At 66.6% G+C, this 20,656-nt stretch carries 18 protein-coding genes and 1 tRNA gene; 13 read left to right on the forward strand and 6 right to left on the reverse strand.

Annotation, left to right across the window (positions count from 1 at the left end; translation table 11 throughout):
• Window positions 1–152 precede the first annotated feature (152 nt).
• From MAA8898_RS09200 to MAA8898_RS09210, 3 genes are all read left to right on the forward strand, one after another.
• Window positions 153–1,415, forward strand: coding sequence for an enolase C-terminal domain-like protein (locus tag MAA8898_RS09200; RefSeq protein ID WP_094020695.1), 1,263 nt, complete (start codon window positions 153–155; stop codon window positions 1,413–1,415).
• 86 nt (window positions 1,416–1,501) lie between these two features.
• Complete coding sequence (locus MAA8898_RS09205; protein WP_094020696.1) at window positions 1,502–2,191, forward strand: GntR family transcriptional regulator; 690 nt, start codon at window positions 1,502–1,504, stop codon at window positions 2,189–2,191.
• Window positions 2,192–2,331: 140 nt separating this feature from the next.
• Window positions 2,332–3,696 carry an MATE family efflux transporter gene (locus tag MAA8898_RS09210; RefSeq protein ID WP_094020697.1) on the forward strand — a complete coding sequence of 455 codons (1,365 nt, stop codon included), beginning with the start codon at window positions 2,332–2,334 and terminating at the stop codon, window positions 3,694–3,696.
• A gap of 9 nt (window positions 3,697–3,705) precedes the next feature.
• Here MAA8898_RS09210 and manD read toward each other — a convergent pair whose 3' ends face one another.
• The 3 genes from manD to MAA8898_RS09225 all read right to left on the reverse strand — a co-directional run bounded on the left by manD (window position 3,706) and on the right by MAA8898_RS09225 (window position 6,508).
• On the reverse strand, window positions 3,706–4,932 hold the full coding sequence (manD, locus tag MAA8898_RS09215; protein ID WP_094020698.1) for a D-mannonate dehydratase ManD: 1,227 nt from the start codon (window positions 4,930–4,932) through the stop codon (window positions 3,706–3,708).
• A gap of 25 nt (window positions 4,933–4,957) precedes the next feature.
• Window positions 4,958–6,097 carry a Gfo/Idh/MocA family protein gene (locus MAA8898_RS09220; protein ID WP_094020699.1) on the reverse strand — a complete coding sequence of 380 codons (1,140 nt, stop codon included), beginning with the start codon at window positions 6,095–6,097 and terminating at the stop codon, window positions 4,958–4,960.
• A gap of 334 nt (window positions 6,098–6,431) precedes the next feature.
• A tRNA-Arg gene (locus tag MAA8898_RS09225) sits at window positions 6,432–6,508 on the reverse strand.
• Between the two features lie 486 nt (window positions 6,509–6,994).
• Between MAA8898_RS09225 and MAA8898_RS25770 the strand changes: the two genes are divergently transcribed.
• Window positions 6,995–7,285 carry a hypothetical protein gene (locus tag MAA8898_RS25770; RefSeq protein ID WP_141194819.1) on the forward strand — a complete coding sequence of 97 codons (291 nt, stop codon included), beginning with the start codon at window positions 6,995–6,997 and terminating at the stop codon, window positions 7,283–7,285.
• 114 nt (window positions 7,286–7,399) lie between these two features.
• On the forward strand, window positions 7,400–9,853 hold the full coding sequence (locus MAA8898_RS27065; RefSeq protein WP_094020700.1) for a calcium-binding protein: 2,454 nt from the start codon (window positions 7,400–7,402) through the stop codon (window positions 9,851–9,853).
• A 9-nt stretch (window positions 9,854–9,862) separates the two neighbouring features.
• Here the strand turns inward: MAA8898_RS27065 and MAA8898_RS09235 are convergent, their stop codons facing one another.
• Genes MAA8898_RS09235 through MAA8898_RS09245 form a run of 3 tightly spaced genes read right to left on the reverse strand, consistent with a single transcriptional unit; the run spans window position 9,863 to window position 13,413 of the window.
• Window positions 9,863–11,245, reverse strand: a complete 1,383-nt coding sequence (locus MAA8898_RS09235) for a sensor histidine kinase (protein ID WP_094020701.1) — start codon at window positions 11,243–11,245, stop codon at window positions 9,863–9,865.
• A gap of 15 nt (window positions 11,246–11,260) precedes the next feature.
• Window positions 11,261–12,679, reverse strand: a complete 1,419-nt coding sequence (locus MAA8898_RS09240) for a dihydrolipoyl dehydrogenase family protein (protein WP_094020702.1) — start codon at window positions 12,677–12,679, stop codon at window positions 11,261–11,263.
• A gap of 2 nt (window positions 12,680–12,681) precedes the next feature.
• Window positions 12,682–13,413: a TVP38/TMEM64 family protein gene (locus MAA8898_RS09245; protein WP_094020703.1), complete on the reverse strand. Its 732-nt coding sequence runs from the start codon at window positions 13,411–13,413 to the stop codon at window positions 12,682–12,684.
• Between the two features lie 431 nt (window positions 13,414–13,844).
• On the opposite strand from MAA8898_RS09245, the gene rpmH reads away from it, so the two are divergent.
• The 8 genes from rpmH to yihA all read left to right on the forward strand — a co-directional run bounded on the left by rpmH (window position 13,845) and on the right by yihA (window position 20,608).
• A complete protein-coding gene (gene rpmH, locus MAA8898_RS09250; protein WP_094020704.1) occupies window positions 13,845–13,979 on the forward strand; it encodes a 50S ribosomal protein L34 in 135 nt (44 codons plus the stop codon).
• Window positions 13,980–14,002: 23 nt separating this feature from the next.
• Window positions 14,003–14,395 carry a ribonuclease P protein component gene (gene rnpA / locus MAA8898_RS09255; protein ID WP_094020705.1) on the forward strand — a complete coding sequence of 131 codons (393 nt, stop codon included), beginning with the start codon at window positions 14,003–14,005 and terminating at the stop codon, window positions 14,393–14,395.
• On the forward strand, window positions 14,392–14,613 hold the full coding sequence (gene yidD, locus MAA8898_RS09260) for a membrane protein insertion efficiency factor YidD (RefSeq protein ID WP_094020706.1): 222 nt from the start codon (window positions 14,392–14,394) through the stop codon (window positions 14,611–14,613). The genes rnpA and yidD overlap by 4 nt, the downstream gene beginning before the upstream one ends.
• Window positions 14,614–14,655: 42 nt before the next feature.
• Complete coding sequence (gene ttcA, locus MAA8898_RS09265) at window positions 14,656–15,546, forward strand: tRNA 2-thiocytidine(32) synthetase TtcA (protein ID WP_094020707.1); 891 nt, start codon at window positions 14,656–14,658, stop codon at window positions 15,544–15,546.
• A gap of 57 nt (window positions 15,547–15,603) precedes the next feature.
• On the forward strand, window positions 15,604–17,148 hold the full coding sequence (locus MAA8898_RS09270; RefSeq protein WP_094020708.1) for a putative bifunctional diguanylate cyclase/phosphodiesterase: 1,545 nt from the start codon (window positions 15,604–15,606) through the stop codon (window positions 17,146–17,148).
• A 189-nt stretch (window positions 17,149–17,337) separates the two neighbouring features.
• Window positions 17,338–19,215 (forward strand): membrane protein insertase YidC, encoded by a 1,878-nt coding sequence (gene yidC, locus MAA8898_RS09275; RefSeq protein ID WP_094020709.1) that lies wholly within the window; start codon window positions 17,338–17,340, stop codon window positions 19,213–19,215.
• Entirely contained in the window at window positions 19,212–19,958 is a 747-nt protein-coding gene (locus MAA8898_RS09280; protein ID WP_094020710.1) for an MOSC domain-containing protein, read from the forward strand. The genes yidC and MAA8898_RS09280 overlap by 4 nt, the downstream gene beginning before the upstream one ends.
• Window positions 19,958–20,608, forward strand: coding sequence for a ribosome biogenesis GTP-binding protein YihA/YsxC (yihA, locus tag MAA8898_RS09285; protein ID WP_094020711.1), 651 nt, complete (start codon window positions 19,958–19,960; stop codon window positions 20,606–20,608). Before MAA8898_RS09280 ends, yihA begins: the two co-directional genes overlap by 1 nt.
• Window positions 20,609–20,656 lie beyond the last annotated feature (48 nt).

Below are 20,656 nucleotides of genomic sequence, written 5' to 3' on the forward strand. Positions count from 1 at the left end.
CCGATCCCTGATCCGTTCCGGCCTGTGACCGGTTTCGGGCGGAACGATTCGCCCGAAATTTTATCTGGTATACTAGTCTAAAATCTGGAATACTAGTATGAAATCGAGTCTCTGGTCCGAAAGCGCCCAAGCCGCCGGACAGAAAGGAAGACATGAAGATCACCCGGATCACCATCACGCCCATCGCGATCCCCGATGTTCCGCTGGCCAATACCAAGGGCGTGCACCCTTCGGTTTTCCTGCGTTCGATCATCGAGCTGTGGACCGACACCGGCCTTGTCGGGCTGGGCGAAACCTACGGCGCGAAACGCACGCTCGAGGGGCTGCGCACCGTCGCGCCGCGGCTGGAGGGGCTCGACCCCTGGGACCGGCACGACCTGCGCCGCCGGATCGAGGCCGCACTGCCCGATGCAGGCGGCGTGAACGCCCCCACCGCGCTGGCCGATCACAAGCTGGTGGACGTGGTCTACAGCGCCTTCGAGATCGCCTGCCTGGACCTGGTCGGCAAGGCCACCGGCCGGCCGCTGCACGATCTGCTCGGCGGGGCGGTGCGCCGGACGATCCCGTTTTGCGGCTACCTGTTCTACAAGTTCGCCAAGCGCGACCTGACCTTTGGCCCCGACATCATGGGCGAGGTCATGACCCCCGACGCGATGGTCGAGCAGGCGCGGGAGTTCGTCGGCGCCTACGGGTTTCGGTCGCTCAAGCTGAAGGGCGGCGTGCTGGAGCCCGACCTGGAGGTCGAGACCCTGCTGAAGCTGCGCGAGGCCTTTCCCGACCACGCCCTGCGGATCGACCCGATGGGCGCCTGGACGGTGCCCACGGCCCTGCGGGTGATCGACGCGCTGGGCGGTGTCCATGGCGGCGTGCTGGAATACCTCGAAGACCCCTGCCGCGGCATGGACGCCATGGCCGAGCTTTCGGCGCAGACCGACATGCCGCTGGCCACCAACCTGGTGGTGGTCGAGTTCGAACAGGTCATCGAGGCGGTGAAAAAGGACGCCGTGCAGATCGTGCTTTCGGACCCGCACTACTGGCGCGGCGCCACCGGCGCGATCCACCTGGGCGAGATCTGTCGCGCGGCGGGCCTGGGTGTGGCGATGCATTCCAATTCGCACCTCGGGATCTCGCTGGCCGCGATGTGCCATGTCGCTGCTGCCACGCCCAACCTGACCTATGACTGCGACACCCACTACCCGTGGTCGCAAAAGGAGATCGTCGCCGGCGGCCGCCCGGCCTTTGTCGATGGCTGTGTCCAGGTTCCCGAAGAGCCCGGGCTGGGGGTCGAGCTGGACCACGAAGCGGTGGCCGAGCTGCACGACCTCTACCAGCGCGCCATGGTCGCCGACCGCGACGACACCGCGGAAATCCTGAAATACCGCCCCGATTTCGTACGCAAGGTGCCGCGATGGTGACCAATCCACGAAACAGACCGCGACACGCGATTGGCGTTTCCGCAAGCAGCGCCTATAAACGCGCCACCCAAGAGGACCCCCGAGCGATGCAGCCGACCCTGGCCAACGACCGCAGAACCACCGTCGACGAGATCTTTGACCATCTCTACGGCGAGATATCCTCGCTTCGCCTGCTGCCGGGCGACAAGATATCCGAGGCGGAAATCGCCTCGCAGTTCGGCGTGTCCAGGCAGCCCGTGCGGGATGCCTTCACCCGGCTGGCCAACCTCGACATGCTGCTGATCCGTCCGCAACGGGCCACCGAGGTCAAACGCTTTTCCTCACGCGAGATCGAGAAGTCGCGCTTTGTCCGCGCGGCGGTCGAGGCCGAGGTCCTGCGCCGCGCCTCCCGCCTGTGCGACAAGGCCGGGGCCGCCCGGCTGGAGGCCTGCCTGGCCGACCAGCGCAAGGTGATTGCGGAGGGCGACTTCAAGGCCTTCGGCGCACTGGACTACGCGTTCCACAGGGCGCTGTGCAACATCGCCGGGGCCGACTATGCCTTCGAGGTCATCTCGACCGAAAAGGCCAAGGTCGACCGGCTGTGCATGCTGGGCCTGTCCAAGGAAGACAGGATGCCGCAGCTGCTGGAGGACCACGAGGCGATTGCCGCCGCGGTCATCGCCGGGAACGAGGACGCCGCCGTGAAGGCCGGGATGCTGCACCTGTCGCGGCTCGATTCGACGATCGAGACCATCGCCCGAACCAACGCCGGCTACTTCGACCCCGAAGGCGACTGACGCCGGCCCGCGCGGAACGGTGCGCCGATCCGCAGTCCGACTTCCCGCCCCCCCCTTGTGCCGCGCCCCTTTTGGGCAGCGTGCCCGTCGGGGCCGACCATTGCGCACCGCCCTTCGCGGCGGAAAAGGACCGTTTCAAGATGCCCCGGACCCTTGCGTCCCTGACCCGGCCATCCGCCGGAACCGTGTTCGGCCTGGCCTGGCCGCTGACCTTCAAGGCCCTGATGCTGCACGGCATCGTGGTGATCGACACCTATCTCGTGTCTTCGCTGGGCGAGTCGGCGGTGGCCGTCCTCGGCCTGTCGGCCTCCATCGCCGGGCTGCTGCTGGGGCTGCTGGTGGCGTTCTCGAACGCCACCCAGATCCGCACCGCGCAGGCCTATGGCTCGGACGACCGGGTATTCCTGAAATCGGCGCTGCTGGCCGGGCTGACGATCAACCTGGCCGTGGTGCTGGTCGGCCTGCTGGTGCTGGCGCTGATCGCCGGTCCGATCATCGACGGCCTCGCCCATGACGACTGGATCGCAACCCAGGCGCGGCGCTACCTGTCGGTCTTTGCCCTGGTGATCTTTGCCGAGGCCATCGGCCAATGCCTGACCAGCTTCTTCAACGGTTGCGGCGACACGCGGATGCCGGCGCTCAGCTACCTGCTGGCGGTCCCGGTCAATATCGCGTCCTCCATCGTGCTGATCCACGGCCTGTTCGGCCTGCCCGAATTCGGCGTCGTAGGCGCCGCCATGGGCAGCGCGCTGGCCTCGCTGTTGCAGGTGGGTTTCCTGGTGCTGCGGCTGCTATCGCGCCGGGGCGACCTGCTGCGCCTGCCGGGCTGGCGCAACGGCAGTTTCGCCGCGACGCTGCGGCGGCACCTGGGCTTTGCCCTGCCGATCGCCGCGACCTTTGGCAGCGCGACCATCGCCATGAGCGTCTGTGGCCTGATCTACGCCCGGCTTCCGGTGATCGAGTTCGCCGCGATGACGATCATCATGCCCTGGGTGCAGGTCGCCGGAACCATCGGGATGAGCTGGGCACAGGCCACCGGGATCATCGTGGCGCAACTGCTCGGCCGCGCGACGCCCGAAGAGCAGCTTGACGCCTTTCTGGCCGAAGCCTGGCGCGTGGCGCTGATCGCGGCGGCGCTGGTCGCGGTGTTCTACGCCGGGGTGTGCCTGTCGACCCCCTGGATCTACGCGGACCTGCACGCCGACACGCGGGCGACGCTGCTGGGCTTTCTGCCGATCCTGCTGGTCCTGCCCTTCCCCAAGGGCTCCAACGCGATCTGCGGCAACACCCTGCGCGCCGGCGGCGAGACGGTCTATGTCATGCACATCTTTGTCTGGTCGCAGTGGCTGTTCCGGGTGCCGGCCACGGCGCTCATGGTGCTCTGGCTGGATCTGCCGGTCACCTGGGTGTTTTCGTTGCTGCTGGCCGAGGAGCTGGTCAAGTTCGCCCCCTTCCACCTGCGCCTCCGCAAGGGCCGGTGGAAGGAAGGGGCGCTGGACGACTGACAGCGCGCCTCAGTAGTTCCACATGGTCCCGTCTTCCAGCCGCACGACCGGGTGACTGCCCGGCGTGTAGCTGTAGCGCGCGGCCTCGCGTTCGTCGAAGTCGACGCCAAGGCCGGGCGCGTCGCTGACGTGGAACAACCCGTTTTCCATGCGATGCGCGGAGGGAAACAGCGCATCGCACTCCGGCGTGCCCAGCACCAGGTATTCCTGGATGCCGAAGTTGGGCGCCCAGGCGTTCAGATGCGCCTGCGCCGCCATGCAGATCGGCGAATGGCTGGGCGCGCCGTGAAAGCCGGTGCGCACATGGTGCAGCCCGGCCAGGTCGACAATACGTTTGACGTGGGTGATCCCGCCGGCATAGCTGACCGCGACGCGGATGAAGTCGATCAGCTCCTGCTCGATCAGCCGGTTGCAGTCCCAGACCGAATTGAAGACCTCGCCGATGGCGACCGGCACGGTGGAATGCTGCCGCAACAGGCGCAACGCGTCCTGGTCATCCGCCGGTGTCGGGTCCTCCAGCCAGTAGAGGTCCGCAGGCTCCACCGCCCGGGCAAAGACGGCGGCCTCGCGCGGGGTCAGGCGGTGGTGGACGTCGTGCAGGATCTTCAACTCGGGGCCAAAACGGTCCCGGATCTCGGCCAGCGCACCGGGCATGAAGCGCATGTAGCGGTCGCTGTCCCAGACCTCGACCTTGGGCCGGATGCCGGCGTAGTCGGTGATGTAGTTGCGGACATCGCCCTTTTTCTCGGGCACCGCATAGCTCGCCGTCGGCATCCCCGGGATGCCGCATTGCACGCGCACCGCCTTGTACCCCTGCTCGACGTAGTAGGAGATTGAGTCCATCAAGTCCTCGAGGTCCGCGCCGGTGGCATGGGCGTAGACCAGCGCGCCCTCGCGGCTCTTGCCGCCGAACAGCTGGTAGAGCGGCATGTTGGCCAGCTTGCCCTTGATGTCCCATAGCGCCATGTCGATGGCGCCAAAGGCGGCCATGGCAATCGGCCCGCGCCGGAAGTACGCCCCGCGATAGAAGAACTGCCAGATGTCCTCGCTGTTGCGCGGGTCCATGCCGATCAGGTTCGGGATCAGGTAGTCCCGCAGGTAGGCGGCGGGCAGCGTCTCGCGGTTGTTCAGCGTCGCATCGCCCAGCCCGTAGACGCCCTGGTCGGTCTCGATCTTGAGCGTGACGTAGTTCTTGCCGGGACCGCCGATGAATACCTTGGCGTTGGTGATCTTCATGTTGTGCGCTCCGCGTTGAGCCGGGTCAAGACAGGTGGGCCAGGTCGGTCCAGGGGTCGTTTCCCCGGATCAGGTCGATGATCTGCTGGTACCGGCTGCCTTCGCGGAACGTCGGATAGGGCGCCACCGGCTCGCCGCGGATGTCCCTGACGAAGTCCCGCACCAGGGCGTGCCAGCACTTTTCCGTCTCGCCACTGACGTCCGGTACCGTCTCGGCGATGTCCTGCGGCAGGGGCAGCGGCGTCCACGCCCCGTCCTTGCCGTACAGGTACAATTGCCCGTCGCCGTAGTGGCCCTTGAGGTAGATCGCGCCCTCGGTGCCGTAGAACACGATGTGATCCTCGTGAAAGCGCGGCACCAGCCCGCCGTGCTTGAACAGCACCGAGACCGGCGTGCCGGCAAAGGGGCTCTCCAGCCGCGCCAGCACGGTGTAGGACCATTCGACGTTGCTTTCGCCCCAGGTCAGGGCGGGGTCGGTCAGGTCCTTGGGGATGTGGCTGCGGCGGGTGGCAAAGTTGTGGACGCCCTCGACGATGGGCGCGCGGCCCATGTCGTCGCGCACCTCGCCGCAGATCGACAGGATCCGTTCGCCCACGACAGAGGTCACGATCGACAGCGTGTGGGTGAAATTGTTGTTCAGCCGTCCGCCGCCCTGCTCGCGGCGGTGCGACCAGCCAAAGGGGATGCCGCGTTCCAGGTTGAAATGCGACATGCACTCTACCTCGGTCGGCGCGCCGATGGCCCCGGCGGCGACCAGGCGCTTGGCATGCTGGACACTGGCGGCATAGCGAAAGCTGGCGGCATAGGCGGTCTTGACGCCCTTTTCCTGGGCCCGCTGATATAGGTCGACGGCGGTTTCGCCGCTTTCCGTCATCGGCTTGTCGACGAAGACATGGCAACCGGCGGCGATGGCCTGGCGGATCGGATCGTAGTGCGCGCCGCCCGGGGTCGCGATGGAAACGATGTCCGGCCGGCAGGCCGACAGTGCACCCTGCCAGTCGGTGCCCGCGTGAGGAATGCCCAGACGGCCCGCCACCTCGGCAACGACCTCGGGCGTGCGGCCAACCATGCCGACAACCTCGACACCCGCCGCCGCAAAGGCCGCGGCATGACCCTGACCGGCAAAGCCGGTGCCGAAGATCAGGACTTTCAGGGTGCGACTCATGGGACTCCTCCGTTTTGGACGACTAGTATACTAGAATACCTAGGCGAGACGAACAAGCCGGAAAGGCGCGCTGCCTTGATGCGGGATGCCGCTGTCCAGAGTGTCGAAAGCGGCAAAGGGCGTCTGGCCGCGCAGGCAAGCCGGGCATTGGGTGAACCCATGCCCGAAGGGCAAGACATGGCCCAATGACGGGAACAGCACGCCTCACGCTGTTTCACGCGATCAATCCCGGGCTTGCCCGGTCAGTCGACGTCATCTTGGCAGCGGTTAATTTTTGGTGACCTGTCAGGGTATCCCGAGGGTCCCTGATGTTCATCGCCCTACCGGGTGGTAGTGGCGGACCGAGGAGGATTCGAACCCCCGACCCCTTGATTCGTAGTCAAGTACTCTATCCAGCTGAGCTATCGGTCCGTGGAGCGGGGATGTACCCGCCGTGTCCGACCATTGCAAGAGGCAATCGGAGGTTTTTCGTTTCACCTCTGCGGGGTCCGACCGCCAAAGGGAGCCGGGCCGATGCGAGGCAAGCCTGTGACCCGACAGCGTCAACTCAATGAACACGTCTGTCTGGACATGATGCACCCCTTGGAACGGCGTTTCCCGAAATGCCGCGGGAGGGATGCAGTGAAGAGCCATCGCAGGATCGTCGTGATCGGCGGGCGGCATTCCATGGGCGGAATGCCGATCCCAACAAGGCGACGCTCATGGCCTGCACCATCCAACCGCTGACCGAGATCCAGGCCGGGTCAGGTCGGCATGTCAGGCGGCACACGACAGGCCGGCTGACGCTGACCTCTCCTGTCCTGAGCTTGGAACGCCCCGCGGGGATCCTCGCGTTCGCCCTGCGACCCGCAAGGCTGGGCGACGCATGGCCTGCCCGCCAGCCGACTGGGGACCTCCATGAGCGATGGTCCACCCGAGGCCGACATCCGCGCCCGCGCGCGGTGGTACCTGCGTGCCGGCCACCACGCGCGGGGGCTGAATGAGACGCTCGAAGAACGCCTGTCCCGGGCCGCAGGTGATCTTCACGCTTTCACCGGCGTGCGCCCCTCACCCAAGGAACTCCGCACCTTCAACGGCTTTCCCAGATCCACGGCTGCCCGCGGACCGGGCGCACGGGTGCCCGTTGCGCAGACCAAAGCGCGCCTGACCACCACAGCGCCGCAACCCCGCCCCTCCGACACGACATGATCCGGCTGCCCGTTTTGTGCCGGATCAAGGCGCCCCGTCCGTAAGGGCATAAGCTTGTGACTGGTGTGGCGCGGCATCGAATTGTTGCGCAGCGGCAAGGGGGGAGGTTCAGCTATGGCGCTGATCATCGGGACGACGGGCGACGACAGTCTGGTAGGCACTTCCGAAAACGACACCATCTATGGCGATGATGGGGATGACGAAATCCGCGGCGGTTGGGGCAATGACCTCCTTTTCGGTGAAAACGGCGACGACACACTGACCGCAGGCGGGAACCAGGACACACTGTATGGCGGTGCCGGGAACGATTCGCTCAATGGCGGGCGGAGTTCCGACATCCTCTATGGCGGTGACGGCAATGACACCGTCGATGGTGGCGGTGGCGGTGATCTTCTATATGGCGGGCTCGGGGCGGATCTGTTCGGCGGCGACGTCAGAGGGACCATCGTCTATCGCGACGCAGTATTCCCAATCCTGCTGCAGATGTGGAACACTACGGTGATCTCTGCGGATCCGGAGGTCGCCGGAGACAGGTTCAAGGGGATCGAGATCGTCATCGGCGGCGCGGGAAACGACTGGATCCACGGCACGGTGGTCAACGAAACCCTTGTCGGCAACGATGGCCTCGACACCCTGGTGGGCATGGGCGGGAACGACAGCCTTGATGGCGGCGGTGGGGCCGACTGGCTGCTGGGCTGGCTCGGCAACGACACACTGATCGGAGGACACGGCCACGACCGGCTGGATGGACATTCCGGCCATGACAGCCTCGTCGGGAACCGGGGCAATGACACCCTGATCGGCGGCGAAGGCAACGACACGATCCGCGCCGACCTTGGTGCGGAATGGCTGGACGGCTCACCGGGCGGGCTGGACCGGCTGGACCTGGACCAGGCGACCGGCGACATGGTCATCCGACTCTGGGACAACACCTTTACCGGCGATCCGGTCGTTGCCGGGGACACGATCTCGGGCTTCGAGGAAGTGATTGCCGGGTCCGGCAACGACACCATCGAAGGCAGCGCGGGGAACAACCGGCTTGAGGGTGGAGCGGGCGACGACCTGGTCTACGGCCATGGTGGCGACGACCGCATCATCAGCGATGAGGGCAATGACACGCTGTTCGGGGGACCCGGACACGATACGCTGAGCGGCAGGAACGGCAACGACCGGGTGTTCGGCGGGTCGGGTGACGACGTTTTGTCCAGTGACGAAGGCAATGCCTTGCTTGTTGGCGGCGCGGGCCATGACCGATTGTACAGCACGGACTCCGCCGCCAGTGATTTCGACACGTTGATCGGCAATGACGGCAATGACTTTCTAAGGGGTGGCGCCGGAACCGCGATCTTTTCCGGCGGTCCCGGCGCCGACTGGATTATCGGCGGCGCCGGGAACGATACGATTGCCGGAGGCACGGGCAGCGATACGATCAGCGGAGGACCGGGCGACGATCTCATTTTCGCCGGACCAGACTGGTTCGTCATCGGCGGATATACCGGCGATGACACCTTGAACAACTCATTGCTGTCCGAGGACCTGGAGGTCAGCCTCTATGCCTGGACCTTCGAAGACATCAACTGCCGCTATTGCACCTACAGCAACCCATCCGGCTTCGAACACCTTGTCGGCGGCATGGGCAATGACAAGCTGACCGGCACCCCAGACGCAAACCTGCTGCGCGGTCTCGCCGGCAACGACAGCATGTTCGGCATGTCGGGGCAGGACACGATCCAGGGCGGCGCCGGCGACGACCGCCTGTACGGTGAAGAGGACTCTGACCTGATTCACGGGCAGGACGGGCGTGACGTCCTCATGGGAGAGGAGGGCGACGACTCCCTGTCGGGTGGCACCGGCAACGACACGATCTTCGGCGGGCCGGGGGACGACGTGATCTTTGCCGATCCCGGCGCGGACCGGATCGACGGCGGCGACGGGATCGACGTGCTCAGCTACGCGGGGTCATCTGCCTGGGTCAGCGTCGATCTGTCGGCGCTCCGCGCCGGGGGCGACGCGGCGGGCGATCTGATCCTGTCGATCGAGGTTCTGATCGGCGGAAACGCGGGCGATGCGCTGACCGGCACGCATGGCAACAACACCCTGCGCGGCGGCGGGGGCGATGACACGCTGCGCGGCCAGGGTGGCGCCGACCTGCTGCAAGGCGGCGAGGGCGATGACAGCCTTGTCGGCGGCGCGGGATGGGACCGGCTGAACGGCCAGGAGGGCAATGACACCCTCGAAGGCGGCGCTGCCGACGACTTGCTGCACGGCGGCCCGGGCGACGATACCTTTGTCTTTGCCGGGGACTTCGGCCACGACGTGATCTACGACTTCCGCGCCCCCGGAAATGACAGGGTGCAGTTGTCCGGCCTTGACCCGGGGTTTGACAACTTTGCCGATTTCGACGTGACCGGAAACGGCTTTGTCAATTCGGCCGACGCCGCGCTGACAACCAAGGTGACCGTCGCCCCGGATGGCAGCCTGGCCCTGCATTTCGACGCCGAGGGCGGTTCGAGCATCACCTTTGACGGCACCACCTTCCTCGCCGCGTCCGACCTCCTGTTTGCCTGAGCGCCGCGCTCAGTGCACTCCGCCCATCGGCAGGCGGATCTCGAAGCAGGTGCCCTTTTCATCGGTCCGTTTCAGCCGCACCGTGCCGCCGTGCCCCTTGACCAGCTCCGCCGCGATGGCAAGGCCAAGGCCCGAGCCGCCCTTGCGCACGCCGCCCTGGAACGGCTGGAACAGGTGTTCGCGCGCCTTGGGCGGCAGACCCGGTCCGGTGTCCGTCACCTTGATGACCCAGTCACGTTCCTCGGCCCGCGCAGAAACGCTGATTTCGCCCGGTTGCCCGGTCGCGGCGATGGCCTGCCGCGCGTTGCGGATCATGTTCGACAGGGCGCGGTAGATCTGTTCCGGATCGCCACGGATCATCAGACCGGCCGGGATGTCCTCGGACAGCGAGATATCGTCCTCGCCGATGGCCAGCCGCTCGGCCTCGAGCACCTCGTTGGTCAGCGCGGCGAGGTTGAACAGCGTCAACACCGGCGAAGGTTCCTCGGCCCGGCCAAAGGCCAGCGTGCTTTCGCACAGGCTGACCGCGCGGGTGATCGAATTCACCAGCTTGGGCGCCATGCGCTTGACCGCCGGGTCTTCGGACATCTCGATCCGGTCGGTGAACAGCTGCGCCGAGGTCAGGATGTTGCGCAGGTCGTGGCTGACCCGCGCCACCGCGCCGCCCAGCTGCGCCAGCCGTTCCTTTTGCCGCAGCGCCTGGGTCAGCTGCGTTTGCAGGGACTTGAGCGATTCCTCGGCCTCGCGCAGCTCGCGCACGGTGGCCGTCGGCGTGATGATGCGGCGCGCGTCCTCGGGCGCCTCGGCATAGTCGCGGATGTGACCGACGACACCCTTGATCGGTTTGACCAGCAGACGCCGCACGGCCAGGAACAGCAGCACCGCCGTGATGACCGAGATTGCCGCCGACAAGAGCAGGATGCGCAACCCGTAGTCGATCATCGCCGCGCGCAGCGGCCCGCCGTCCATCGTCACCTCGATCAGCTCGCCGCCCTGGCGCAGCGGGCTGCCGATCACCCGGATGACCTGCCATTCGGGATCCAGCAGGCAGCCGATGGCGTCGCGCATCAGCTCCCACGGCGAAGGATCGCGCAGGTCGAAGGTGCGCGCCACCTCGCCCGGCACCTCGGACGACAGCATCAGCTGGCGGATCTGGTCACGCTGCAACACCACGTTGTAGACGCCCGCGTTTTCCAGCAGTTCCCGTTCCAGTTCCGGCTCGATCATGTCGTCGGCCAGCAGCGCAAGCGAGGCGATCTGCGCCCGTTCCAGCCGCGCCAGCAGGTAATCCTCGCGGAACCGCGCCACCGACGGCACGAAGATCAACACCTCGGCCACCATGACGAAGATCACGGTCAGGATCAGGAAGCGGCCGGAGAGCGAATTGATCATGGGACGTCTGATACCTCAAGGAAGCCAGCGTTGCACCAGCCGCACCACGCGCTTGACGGTTTCGTTCTCGAACAGCCTGGGTGAGAAATAGGCACCGGCAGCGCATTTGTTAATCTCCCCGATGGTCGGATAGGGCGCAACCATGGCCGACACGGCGCTCATCTTCAGCCTGTTCGCGATGACCAGCGACCACAGGTTGACCAGTTCACCTGCCTGGTGGCCGACGATGGTCACACCCACGGCGCGCCCGCGGACGACCATCACCTTGATGAAGCCGCGCGTCTTGCGTTCGGCAATCGCCCGGTCGTTGTGGGAGTAGTCAAAGCGCGCCACCTCCAGCCGGTCGCCGTGTGCCTCGCGCGCCTCGGCTTCGGTCAGGCCGACCTGGGACAGTTCCGGCTGGGTGTAGGTGGCGCGCGGCAAATGCGCCGTCTTGGCCTTGGCCGGAAGGCCCAGCAGGGCCGAGCGGATGACGATCCCCGCGTGATAGCCCGCCACATGGGTGAATTGCAGCCCGCCCGCCGCGTCGCCGATGGCATAGACCCGGCGGTTGGTGGTCTTGAGGCTGGCGTCCACCTTGACCCCGGTGCGCGTGGTCTCAACCCCGGCGGCCTTCAGCTCCAGCCGGTCGAGGTTGGCCTTGCGCCCCACGGCGACCAGCAGGTGCGTGCCACGGAACACCCGGCCGTCCTCTGTCTCGACCTCGATCGCGCCGGCGGTGCCGCGCACTTCCTTGGCCAGCGCCTCTTCCTCGATCGCGATGCCCTCGCCGCGCAGCGCCTCCAGCACCACGGCGGCGGCCTCCGGATCGTCGCGGCCCAGCGCCTTGGCCCCCTCGATCACCGTCACATGCGACCCCAGCCGCCTGTGCGCCTGCGCCATTTCCATGCCGATGGGGCCGCCGCCGATGATCAGCAGGTGGCCAGGCCGCTCGCGCAGGTCCCACAGGGTTTCGTTGGTCAGGTAGGGCACTGCGTCCAGCCCGGGAATCGGCGGCACCAGCGGCGATGACCCGGTGGCGATGACGATCCGCCGCGCGGTGATGCGATAGCGTCCCGCCTCGACCTCGGTGCCTGAGACAAAGCGCCCGAATTCGCGGATCACCCGCACGCCAAAGCCTTCGAACCGCTCCTGGCTGTCGACCGGCGCGATCTGCGCGATGACGTCGGCCACGTGGTCCTGCGCGGCGGCATAGTCCACCTGCGGCGCCGCGTCGGCCACACCGTAGGGCGCGGCATGGGCCATCGCCCAGGCGGAATTGCCGCTGGCGATCAGCGCCTTGGAGGGCACGCAGCCGTAGTTCAGGCAGTCGCCGCCCATCTTGTGACCCTCCAGCAGGATCACGTCCGCACCCATCTGGCTGGCCCCCGCCGCCACCGACAGCCCGCCCGAACCCGCGCCCAGGATCAGCAGATCACAGCTCAGCCGTTCCATCGTCACAGTCCCTTCTTGCCGCGCAGGGCCTTCAGCAGGATCGGCAGCGCCGAAAGCGCCGCCAGCCCCAGGATCGGGCCGATCACCTGCGGCGTGAACAGGATGCCCAGATCCGGGGTTCCGCCCTGCTCGAACACTTCGCCCAGGCCCGCGCCGACCGAGGTATAGACCAGCGCGCCGGGAATGATGCCAAGGAAGGTCGAGACGACGTAGCGGTGCAGCGGCACCTCGAGGAAGGCCGGGACAAGGTTGGCGATGAAGAACGGCACTGCCGGCACCAGCCGGATCAGGAACAACATCGACCACTGGTTGTGGTCGATCCCCTCCTTGATCTTCTTCACCACGCCCTGCGACTCGTCCAGCCGGTGGCCCAGCCTCTCGCCCAGGCCCCAGCGCGCGGCGAGGAAGATGACCGTGGCGCCCAGGGTGGCGGCGGTCACGTTGTAGAGCACGCCGGGAAAGGTCGCGAAGAGAAAGCCGCCGGTCAGGGTGGCGACGGTCGCACCCGGCAGCGAAAAGGCGACGATCAGGATATAGGCCAGCAGGAAGACCCCCAGCGTCGCGGCGTAATGTGCGTCACGAAAGGCCAGCAGAGACTCGCGGTTGTCGGCCAGCGTCTGGAACGACAGCACATCCCCCAGCGTGAAATAGCCCAGCGCGGCGACCGCGAGGATCGCGATCAGGGGCAGGTGGCGTTTGAGGCCGGGGGGGCTCTCCTGGGTCATGTCGCTCATGTCTTGGGCCTTTTGGTCTGTTGCGGCGGGGTACAAGGGTACATGCACCCCCTGCGCCCGCTCCAACAGGTCCATCACGCCCGGTTGATCGCTGGTGTGGTCCAGCGTGAGAAATTCGGGCGGGAAAGGCCAGAGTGAAACATTCGACCCGGCGCCGGGAGGGGGAATGTTGCAGCCGTTCAGGCCGGGTTGCACCGCGACAGGCGTCGTTTTTCCCCGGCCGCCTCCACGGCGGGACGGGCACCGATCCTTCGGCCGTCAAGGCCAGGTGCCGCAGAATCCATTGAATTCTCCGGCTCGACCACGCGCCGCGCCGCGGGCGAAAAAATCGTGTCACCCGTTTGACAGCCGGTCGATCCGCCCCTATAGGCAGGGCTTCGAAATTCCCTGTTCCCGAGACGACTCGGGGGCAATGAACCGGAGTAGCCGCGATGAAACGCACCTTCCAGCCGTCCAACCTCGTCCGCAAGCGCCGCCACGGGTTCCGTTCCCGCATGGCCACCAAGGGCGGCCGCAAGGTGCTGAACGCCCGTCGCGCACGCGGCCGCAAGCGCCTGAGCGCCTGATACCGCAGGCAGCGGGCAGACCGATGCACGCCAAGACAGCCGCCCCGGATCGCCCCGAGGCGGCTTCTTTTCCGTTGACGGTGCTCGCGAAGCGTGCCGATTTCCTGCGCGCCGCCCGTGCCCGCCGCGTCCCCTGCGAAGGCTTTCTGTTGCAGGCCCGCCAGCGCGCCGAAGGCGAGGCCGAGGGCATCCGCGTCGGCTTTACCTGCTCCAAGAAGGTCGGCAACGCCGTCGCGCGCAACCGCGCCAAGCGCCGCCTGCGCGAGATCGCGCGCCTGATTCTGCCGGGAATGGGTCGCGACGGCTGGGACTACGTGTTGGTCGGCCGCCCCGAACAGACCGCCTGGCGCGATTTAGCCGCCCTCCAGGACGACCTGCGCCGCGCCCTGCGCAAGGTCCACGGGGACGCAAAATGACCCCACTTGCCCATATCGTCGCCCTGCCCGTCCGGGCTTACCGGCTGGTCCTCAGCCCCTGGGTCGGCCACGGCTGCCGCTATCACCCCACCTGCTCGGCCTATGCGCTCGAAGCGCTTGAAAAGCACGGCGCGATCAAGGGCAGCTGGCTGGCAGCCCGCCGCATCGGCCGCTGTCACCCCTGGGGCGGCTCCGGCATCGACAACGTGCCGGACTAGGGCTATCTGACGCCCATGCCGGACGAGGGACAAGGGCCACCGATGCTGGACGATGCCGACGACATCCATCCCCTGTTTTACGGGGCCCCGAAAACGACCGAGTTCAAGAAGCTCCGCAAGCGGATCGTGCAGAACGTGCGCGAGGCGGTCGAGCAATACGGCATGGTCGAGCCGGGCGCCCGTCACGCCGAAGGCGGACCGACACCAAGGTGGCTGGTCTGCCTGTCCGGCGGCAAGGACAGCTACACCCTTCTGGCGGTGCTGCACGAACTGAAGTGGCGCGGCCTGCTGCCGGTCGACCTGCTGGCCTGCAACCTCGACCAGGGGCAGCCGGGGTTTCCGGCGACGGTGCTGCCCGAGTTCCTGGAACGCATGGGCGTGCCGCACCGGATCGAGTACCAGGACACCTATTCCATCGTCGTCGACAAGGTCCCGCAAGGCCGCATCTACTGCGCGCTCTGCTCGCGGCTGCGGCGCGGCAACCTCTACCGGATCGCGCGCGAAGAGGGCTGTTCGGCGGTGGTGCTGGGCCATCACCGCGACGACATCCTCGAAACCTTCTTCATGAATCTCTTCCACGGCGGGCGCCTGGCGACGATGCCGCCGAAGCTGGTCAATGAAGAGGGCGACCTGTTCGTTTACCGTCCGTTGGCACATGTGGCAGAGGCCGACTGCGAGCGATTCGCCCGCGCGATGAACTATCCCATCATTCCCTGCGACCTGTGCGGCTCGCAGGACGGGCTGCAACGTCAGCAGGTCAAGCAAATCCTTGACGGATGGGAGAAAAACAGCCCCGGGCGGCGGCAGGTCATGTTCCGCGCGCTGATGAACATCCGGCCGTCGCACATGCTGGACCCCAAGCTGTTCGATTTCGCCGGCCTCGTCCGCGACATGGAAACGCCCAATTCGTTGAAAAACGGGGATTCACGTTAAGACACGAGTTACCGCCATGCCCTAGTGTCCGAGGCAATCAAGAAAAAGGACACCGGGATGCAGGCGTCGCTTCACACTGTCATCGCAAGGGGGCGCACCGCGCTGCGACGTGGGCTGTACGGCCCGCAGGTGCTGGCCTTTCTGCCGGCCGCCGCCCTTGCGGCGTTCTGGCTGGGGGGCGAGGCGCTGTTGCTGGTCGTCGCGCTTGGCACGCCGGGGGTCTTCCTGCTGGCCGGGATACCCGCGCAGGCGGCCGGCCACGGCGCGAATGCAGGCTCCCAGGACATCGTCGACGCCGCGACAGCCCAGCACCTGGCGACACAGGCGCTGGACCGCGCCCGCGCCGCAAACCTCTCCACCGCGTGCATCCTGGTTGAACTCGAAGGGCTGGACACCGCCTCGCAACACGCGGACGAAGGCACGGTTGAAACGCTGCGCGAAACCGCGCTGGCCCGCCTGCGCGGGGTCCTGCGGCGCGACGATCACGCCGTCCGCATGGGCGAGCAGCGCTTTCTCGTTCTGCTGGGCCCCTCGCTGCGGCTTGACCTCGAAGCGCTGCTGCAACTCTCCGGCCGCCTGCAATCGGCGGTCGAAGAGCCGATCACCCTCGACAACGCCACCCGCTACGTCGCCGCCTCCATCGGCTTTTGCGGCAGTTCCCGGCTGAAGGGCGACCGCTGCGGCAAGCAGTTCCTCGAGGCCGCGCAGGTCGCCCTGGCCGAGGCGGTGGCCAACAGCCCCTCCGCCATCCGGGCCTGGTCGGAAAACATGCGCACCGCCTACCTCCAGCAGAAGAGCCTGAAGACCGAGATCGACCGCGCCCTCAGCAACGGTCAGATCCAGCCCTGGTTCCAGCCACAGGTCTGCACCTCCACCGGCGAGATCAGCGGCGTGGAGGCGCTGGCGCGCTGGATTCACCCGGAACGCGGCATCGTCCCGCCGGCCCAGTTTCTCCGCGTGCTCGAGGAATCGGGTCGCATGGAACACCTCAGCGAAGTGATCCTGCAACACTCGCTGACCGCTTTGCGCAGCTGGGACCAGGCCGGCCTGAGCATCCCCCGCGTCAGCGTCAATTTCTCCGACCCCGAGCTGCGCGATCCGCGCCTGGTCGAGCGGATCCAGTGGGAACTGGACCGCTTCGGCCTAACCGCCGAACGGCTGGGGATCGAGGTCCTGGAAACCGTGATCGCCAATTCGCCCGAGGGCATCGTGGCCCGCAACATCGTGGAGCTGGGCAATATCGGCTGTCACATCGACCTCGACGATTTCGGCACCGGCCACGCCTCCATCACCTCGCTCCGCCGCTTCAAGGTGCACCGGCTCAAGATCGACCGCAGCTTTGTCACCCGTGTCGACCGGGACGAGGAACAGCACAGGATGCTGGCGGCGGTGCTGGGCATGGCAGACCGGCTGGGGCTCGAAACCCTCGCCGAAGGGGTCGAGAGTGTCGGCGAACACGCGCTGCTCGCCCAGCTTGGCTGCGACCACGTGCAGGGGTTCGGCATCGCCCGGCCGATGCCCGCCGACAAGCTGATCGCCTGGGCCCACCAGCATTCCGACCGCATTGCCGATGCTCAAAGGCTGGGGCGTCACTCCGGCTGAGCCGGACGCCGCCAGGGGCGCAGGTGGCCTGTGCCCCGTGCGCCCGAAGCAAGCCCGGCCCGTCCCGCCATGTCAGCCGATGGGTGTTCCTGTGCCACAGGGTCCCGGCGCGGGGGATTCCACTTGACCTTTGCAGCGTTGGGCGGTTGAACCCAGCGGTGACTTTCAACGGGAAAGGTGGCCGCCCTCATGGACGATCAGAACAAGAACCTTCTACTCGCAACCGGGCTCAGCATGGTTGTGATCCTGGCATGGTTCCTTCTTTTCCCACCACCTGAACAGCCGGTCCAGGACCCCAACGCCCCTGTTGCGACCGCGCCGCAGAGCACGGACAGCCCGATCGCCACGGCGCCGACCATCGCGCCGCCCTCGGGTGAGGCGCCGCTGCCCGCCACCGACGCGGTCGAGGCCCCGCGCGTCAAGCTTGACACGCCGCGGCTCGAAGGGTCGATCTCGCTGACCGGCGGCCGTTTCGACGACCTGCGGCTCAAGGACTACCATGTCGAGCTATCGGTCGAGTCGCCGACCGTCCGACTGCTTGACCCGGTGAGCGGCCCCAACCCCTACTACGCGCTGCAGGGCTGGGTGCCCGGGGCCGGGCTCGGGTTCGAGGACGTGCCAGGCGCCAACACGCCCTGGACCCTTGAGACCGGCGAGACCCTGACCCCTGCCACCCCGGTGACCCTGCGCTGGGAAAACGCGTCGGGACTGGTGTTCCGCCGCACCATCTCGGTCGACGAGGATTTCCTGTTCACCGTGGCCCAGTCGGTCGAGAACACCGGTGGCACGGCGGTCGCCCTGGCGCCCTACAGCATCCTTGCGCGTCACGGTGAGCCCGCCGACCTGAAGAACTTCTTCGTGCTGTTCGAAGGCGCGTTGCAGATGTCCGACGGCATCCTGGAACAGACCAAGTACAGCGCCATGACGGACCTTGACATGGTCGCCACCGAAGGCGCGCAGGCGGTGGTGCAGCGGGTCGAGCAGTCCGGCTGGGTCGGCTTTACTGATCACTACTGGATGACCGCGCTGATCCCCGAGGCGGGCACGCCTTTCAAGTCGGTGGTGAAATACGACGCGGGCCGCGACATCTACCAGACCGAAGCGGTCATGCCGACGATCAACGTCGCCCCCGGCGAGACGAAACAGGTCACCATGCAGCTGTTCGCGGGCGCCAAGGAATGGGAGACCATCGGCGCCTACCAGAAGGCCGGGATTGACCGTTTCCTGGACGCGATCGACTGGGGCTGGTTCTTTTTCCTGACCAAGCCGATCTTTGCCGTCCTGCACTGGCTGAACCTGCACATCGGCAACATGGGCCTGGCCATCATCGCCCTGACCCTGCTGCTGAAGGCGGTCCTGTTCCCGCTGGCCTACAAGTCCTACGCCTCGATGGCGAAGATGAAGGAACTCCAGCCGGAGATGGAAAAGATCAAGGAGCGCGCGAGCGGCGACCGCGAGAAGCTTCAGAAGGAGATGATGGCGCTCTACAAGAAGGAAAAGGTCAACCCGGCTGCGGGCTGCCTGCCCATCCTTCTGCAGATCCCGATCTTCTTCTCGCTCTACAAGGTGATCTTCGTCACGCTGGAATTGCGGCACGCCAACTTCTTTGGCCCGTTCAATGACCTTTCCGCGCCCGACCCGACCTCGATCTTCAACCTGTTCGGCCTGCTGCCCTGGGCCGCGCCTGATCCGCAGTCGATCCTGGCGCTGGTCTTCATCGGCATCCTGCCGCTGCTGCTGGGCATCTCGATGTGGATGCAGCAAAAACTGAACCCGGCGCCCACCGACCCGACGCAGCAGATGATCTTTGCCTGGATGCCCTGGGTGTTCATGTTCATGCTGGGCGGCTTTGCCAGCGGCCTGGTGGTCTACTGGATCACCAACAACGTGATCACCTTCGCCCAGCAGTACCTGATCATGCGCAGCCACGGCTACAAGCCGGACATCCTGGGCAACATCAAGTCCAGCGCCAAGAAACCCGGCGACAAGAAGTCCTCCGACAAGACGGACAAGAAACCCGTCGCCAATTCGGACAAGAAGCCGGACAAGCCGCAGGACAGCAAATGACGCGACGGCTGACCGCCATCTGGCGCTTTCCGATCAAGAGCCACGGCCGGGAAGAGCTGGACGCGGTCACGCTTGCCCCGGGGCGCTGCCTGCCCTGGGACCGGGCCTGGGCCGTCGCGCACGATCAATCCGACGCCGACGGTTCGGCGGGGTGGGTGCCCTGCCAGAATTTCTCGAGGGGGAGCAAGGCGCCCATGCTGGCGGCCATCCGTGCCGCGCTGGACGAGGCGGCGGGCACCGTCACCCTGTCGTACCCGGGACGTGACGACCTGACACTGAACCCCGACACCGAAGGCGACAGGTTGATCGCCTGGTCACAAGGCATGATCCCCGACAACCGCGCCCGATCCGCCCGCGTGATCCGGTCCGCGGGCCAGGGGTTCACCGACAGCGAATTTCCCTCGGTCACGTTGTGCAACCTGTCGTCGCATCGCGCGGTTGAACAGCGCCTGGGCCGCCCGCTGTCGATCCACCGCTGGCGCGGCAACCTGTGGTTCGACCACGGCGCACCCTGGGAAGAATTCGACTGGATCGGCCGTGAAATCCGCATCGGCGAGGCGGTCCTGGTCCCCCGCGAACGGACCGACCGCTGTCTTGCCACGCACAACAACCCCGACACCGGCCGCCGCGATCTTGACGTGCTGGGCGCGCTCGGCAGCTGGGACCACCAGGACTTTTCCGTCCGGGCCGAAGTCGTGCGCGGCGGTCGGATCGCGGTCGGCGACACCGTGGGGACACTCTGATGCAACTGCCCTTTCCGCTGGCCGAGGAGCCCGACGCCGAGACCCGCGAGGCCGCGCGCAAGATGTTCGCCGGCGAGGTCGACTTTCTCAAGGGCGTTGTCGCCATGGATGGCTTGCCGCCGGACGACCGGGCCGAGGTCTGCTTTGCGGGTCGCTCAAATGTCGGGAAATCCAGCCTGATCAACGCGCTGACCGGACGCAAGGGGCTGGCGCGCGCGTCCAACACGCCCGGCCGGACGCAGGAAATCAACTATTTCACGCTGGGCGCGGACCGCTATCTTGTCGACCTGCCCGGCTACGGCTTTGCCAACGCGCCGGTCGACGTGGTGGCCCGCTGGCAGAACCTGCTCAAGGCCTACCTGGCGGGCCGCGCCTCGCTGCGCCGGGCCTTTGTGCTGATCGACTTCCGCCACGGGATCAAGTCCGTCGACGACGAGATCATGACCCTGCTGGACCGCTCCGCCGTGACCTTCCAGGTGGTGCTGACCAAGGCCGACAAGGTCAAGGCCAAGGACCAGGAGCGCATTCTTGCGCAGGTGCGCGAGAGCCTGGCCAAGCACCCCGCCGCCTATCCGGAGCTGGTGGTCACCAGCAGCGAAGCCGGCGAAGGGCTGCCCACGCTGCGCGCCATCATCGCCGGGCTGTCCTGACCGGCGCGCAGGCCCCTCTGGCATTCCGCTTTCGGTCGGGGCATGGTG

Origin of the sequence: Antarctobacter aquimaris (assembly GCF_900184945.1) — a bacterium.
Lineage (GTDB): Bacteria > Pseudomonadota > Alphaproteobacteria > Rhodobacterales > Rhodobacteraceae > Maliponia > Maliponia aquimaris.

What these genes read in the sequence shown, in the direction of transcription:
- MAA8898_RS09200 (WP_094020695.1), top strand. Translation starts at nt 153, where the DNA reads ATGAAGATCACCCGGATCACCATCACGCCCATCGCGATCCCCGATGTT.
- MAA8898_RS09205 (WP_094020696.1), top strand. Translation starts at nt 1,502, where the DNA reads ATGCAGCCGACCCTGGCCAACGACCGCAGAACCACCGTCGACGAGATC.
- MAA8898_RS09210 (WP_094020697.1), top strand. Translation starts at nt 2,332, where the DNA reads ATGCCCCGGACCCTTGCGTCCCTGACCCGGCCATCCGCCGGAACCGTG.
- manD (WP_094020698.1), bottom strand. Translation starts at nt 4,932, where the DNA reads ATGAAGATCACCAACGCCAAGGTATTCATCGGCGGTCCCGGCAAGAAC.
- MAA8898_RS09220 (WP_094020699.1), bottom strand. Translation starts at nt 6,097, where the DNA reads ATGAGTCGCACCCTGAAAGTCCTGATCTTCGGCACCGGCTTTGCCGGT.
- MAA8898_RS25770 (WP_141194819.1), top strand. Translation starts at nt 6,995, where the DNA reads ATGAGCGATGGTCCACCCGAGGCCGACATCCGCGCCCGCGCGCGGTGG.
- MAA8898_RS27065 (WP_094020700.1), top strand. Translation starts at nt 7,400, where the DNA reads ATGGCGCTGATCATCGGGACGACGGGCGACGACAGTCTGGTAGGCACT.
- MAA8898_RS09235 (WP_094020701.1), bottom strand. Translation starts at nt 11,245, where the DNA reads ATGATCAATTCGCTCTCCGGCCGCTTCCTGATCCTGACCGTGATCTTC.
- MAA8898_RS09240 (WP_094020702.1), bottom strand. Translation starts at nt 12,679, where the DNA reads ATGGAACGGCTGAGCTGTGATCTGCTGATCCTGGGCGCGGGTTCGGGC.
- MAA8898_RS09245 (WP_094020703.1), bottom strand. Translation starts at nt 13,413, where the DNA reads ATGAGCGACATGACCCAGGAGAGCCCCCCCGGCCTCAAACGCCACCTG.
- rpmH (WP_094020704.1), top strand. Translation starts at nt 13,845, where the DNA reads ATGAAACGCACCTTCCAGCCGTCCAACCTCGTCCGCAAGCGCCGCCAC.
- rnpA (WP_094020705.1), top strand. Translation starts at nt 14,003, where the DNA reads ATGCACGCCAAGACAGCCGCCCCGGATCGCCCCGAGGCGGCTTCTTTT.
- yidD (WP_094020706.1), top strand. Translation starts at nt 14,392, where the DNA reads ATGACCCCACTTGCCCATATCGTCGCCCTGCCCGTCCGGGCTTACCGG.
- ttcA (WP_094020707.1), top strand. Translation starts at nt 14,656, where the DNA reads ATGCTGGACGATGCCGACGACATCCATCCCCTGTTTTACGGGGCCCCG.
- MAA8898_RS09270 (WP_094020708.1), top strand. Translation starts at nt 15,604, where the DNA reads ATGCAGGCGTCGCTTCACACTGTCATCGCAAGGGGGCGCACCGCGCTG.
- yidC (WP_094020709.1), top strand. Translation starts at nt 17,338, where the DNA reads ATGGACGATCAGAACAAGAACCTTCTACTCGCAACCGGGCTCAGCATG.
- MAA8898_RS09280 (WP_094020710.1), top strand. Translation starts at nt 19,212, where the DNA reads ATGACGCGACGGCTGACCGCCATCTGGCGCTTTCCGATCAAGAGCCAC.
- yihA (WP_094020711.1), top strand. Translation starts at nt 19,958, where the DNA reads ATGCAACTGCCCTTTCCGCTGGCCGAGGAGCCCGACGCCGAGACCCGC.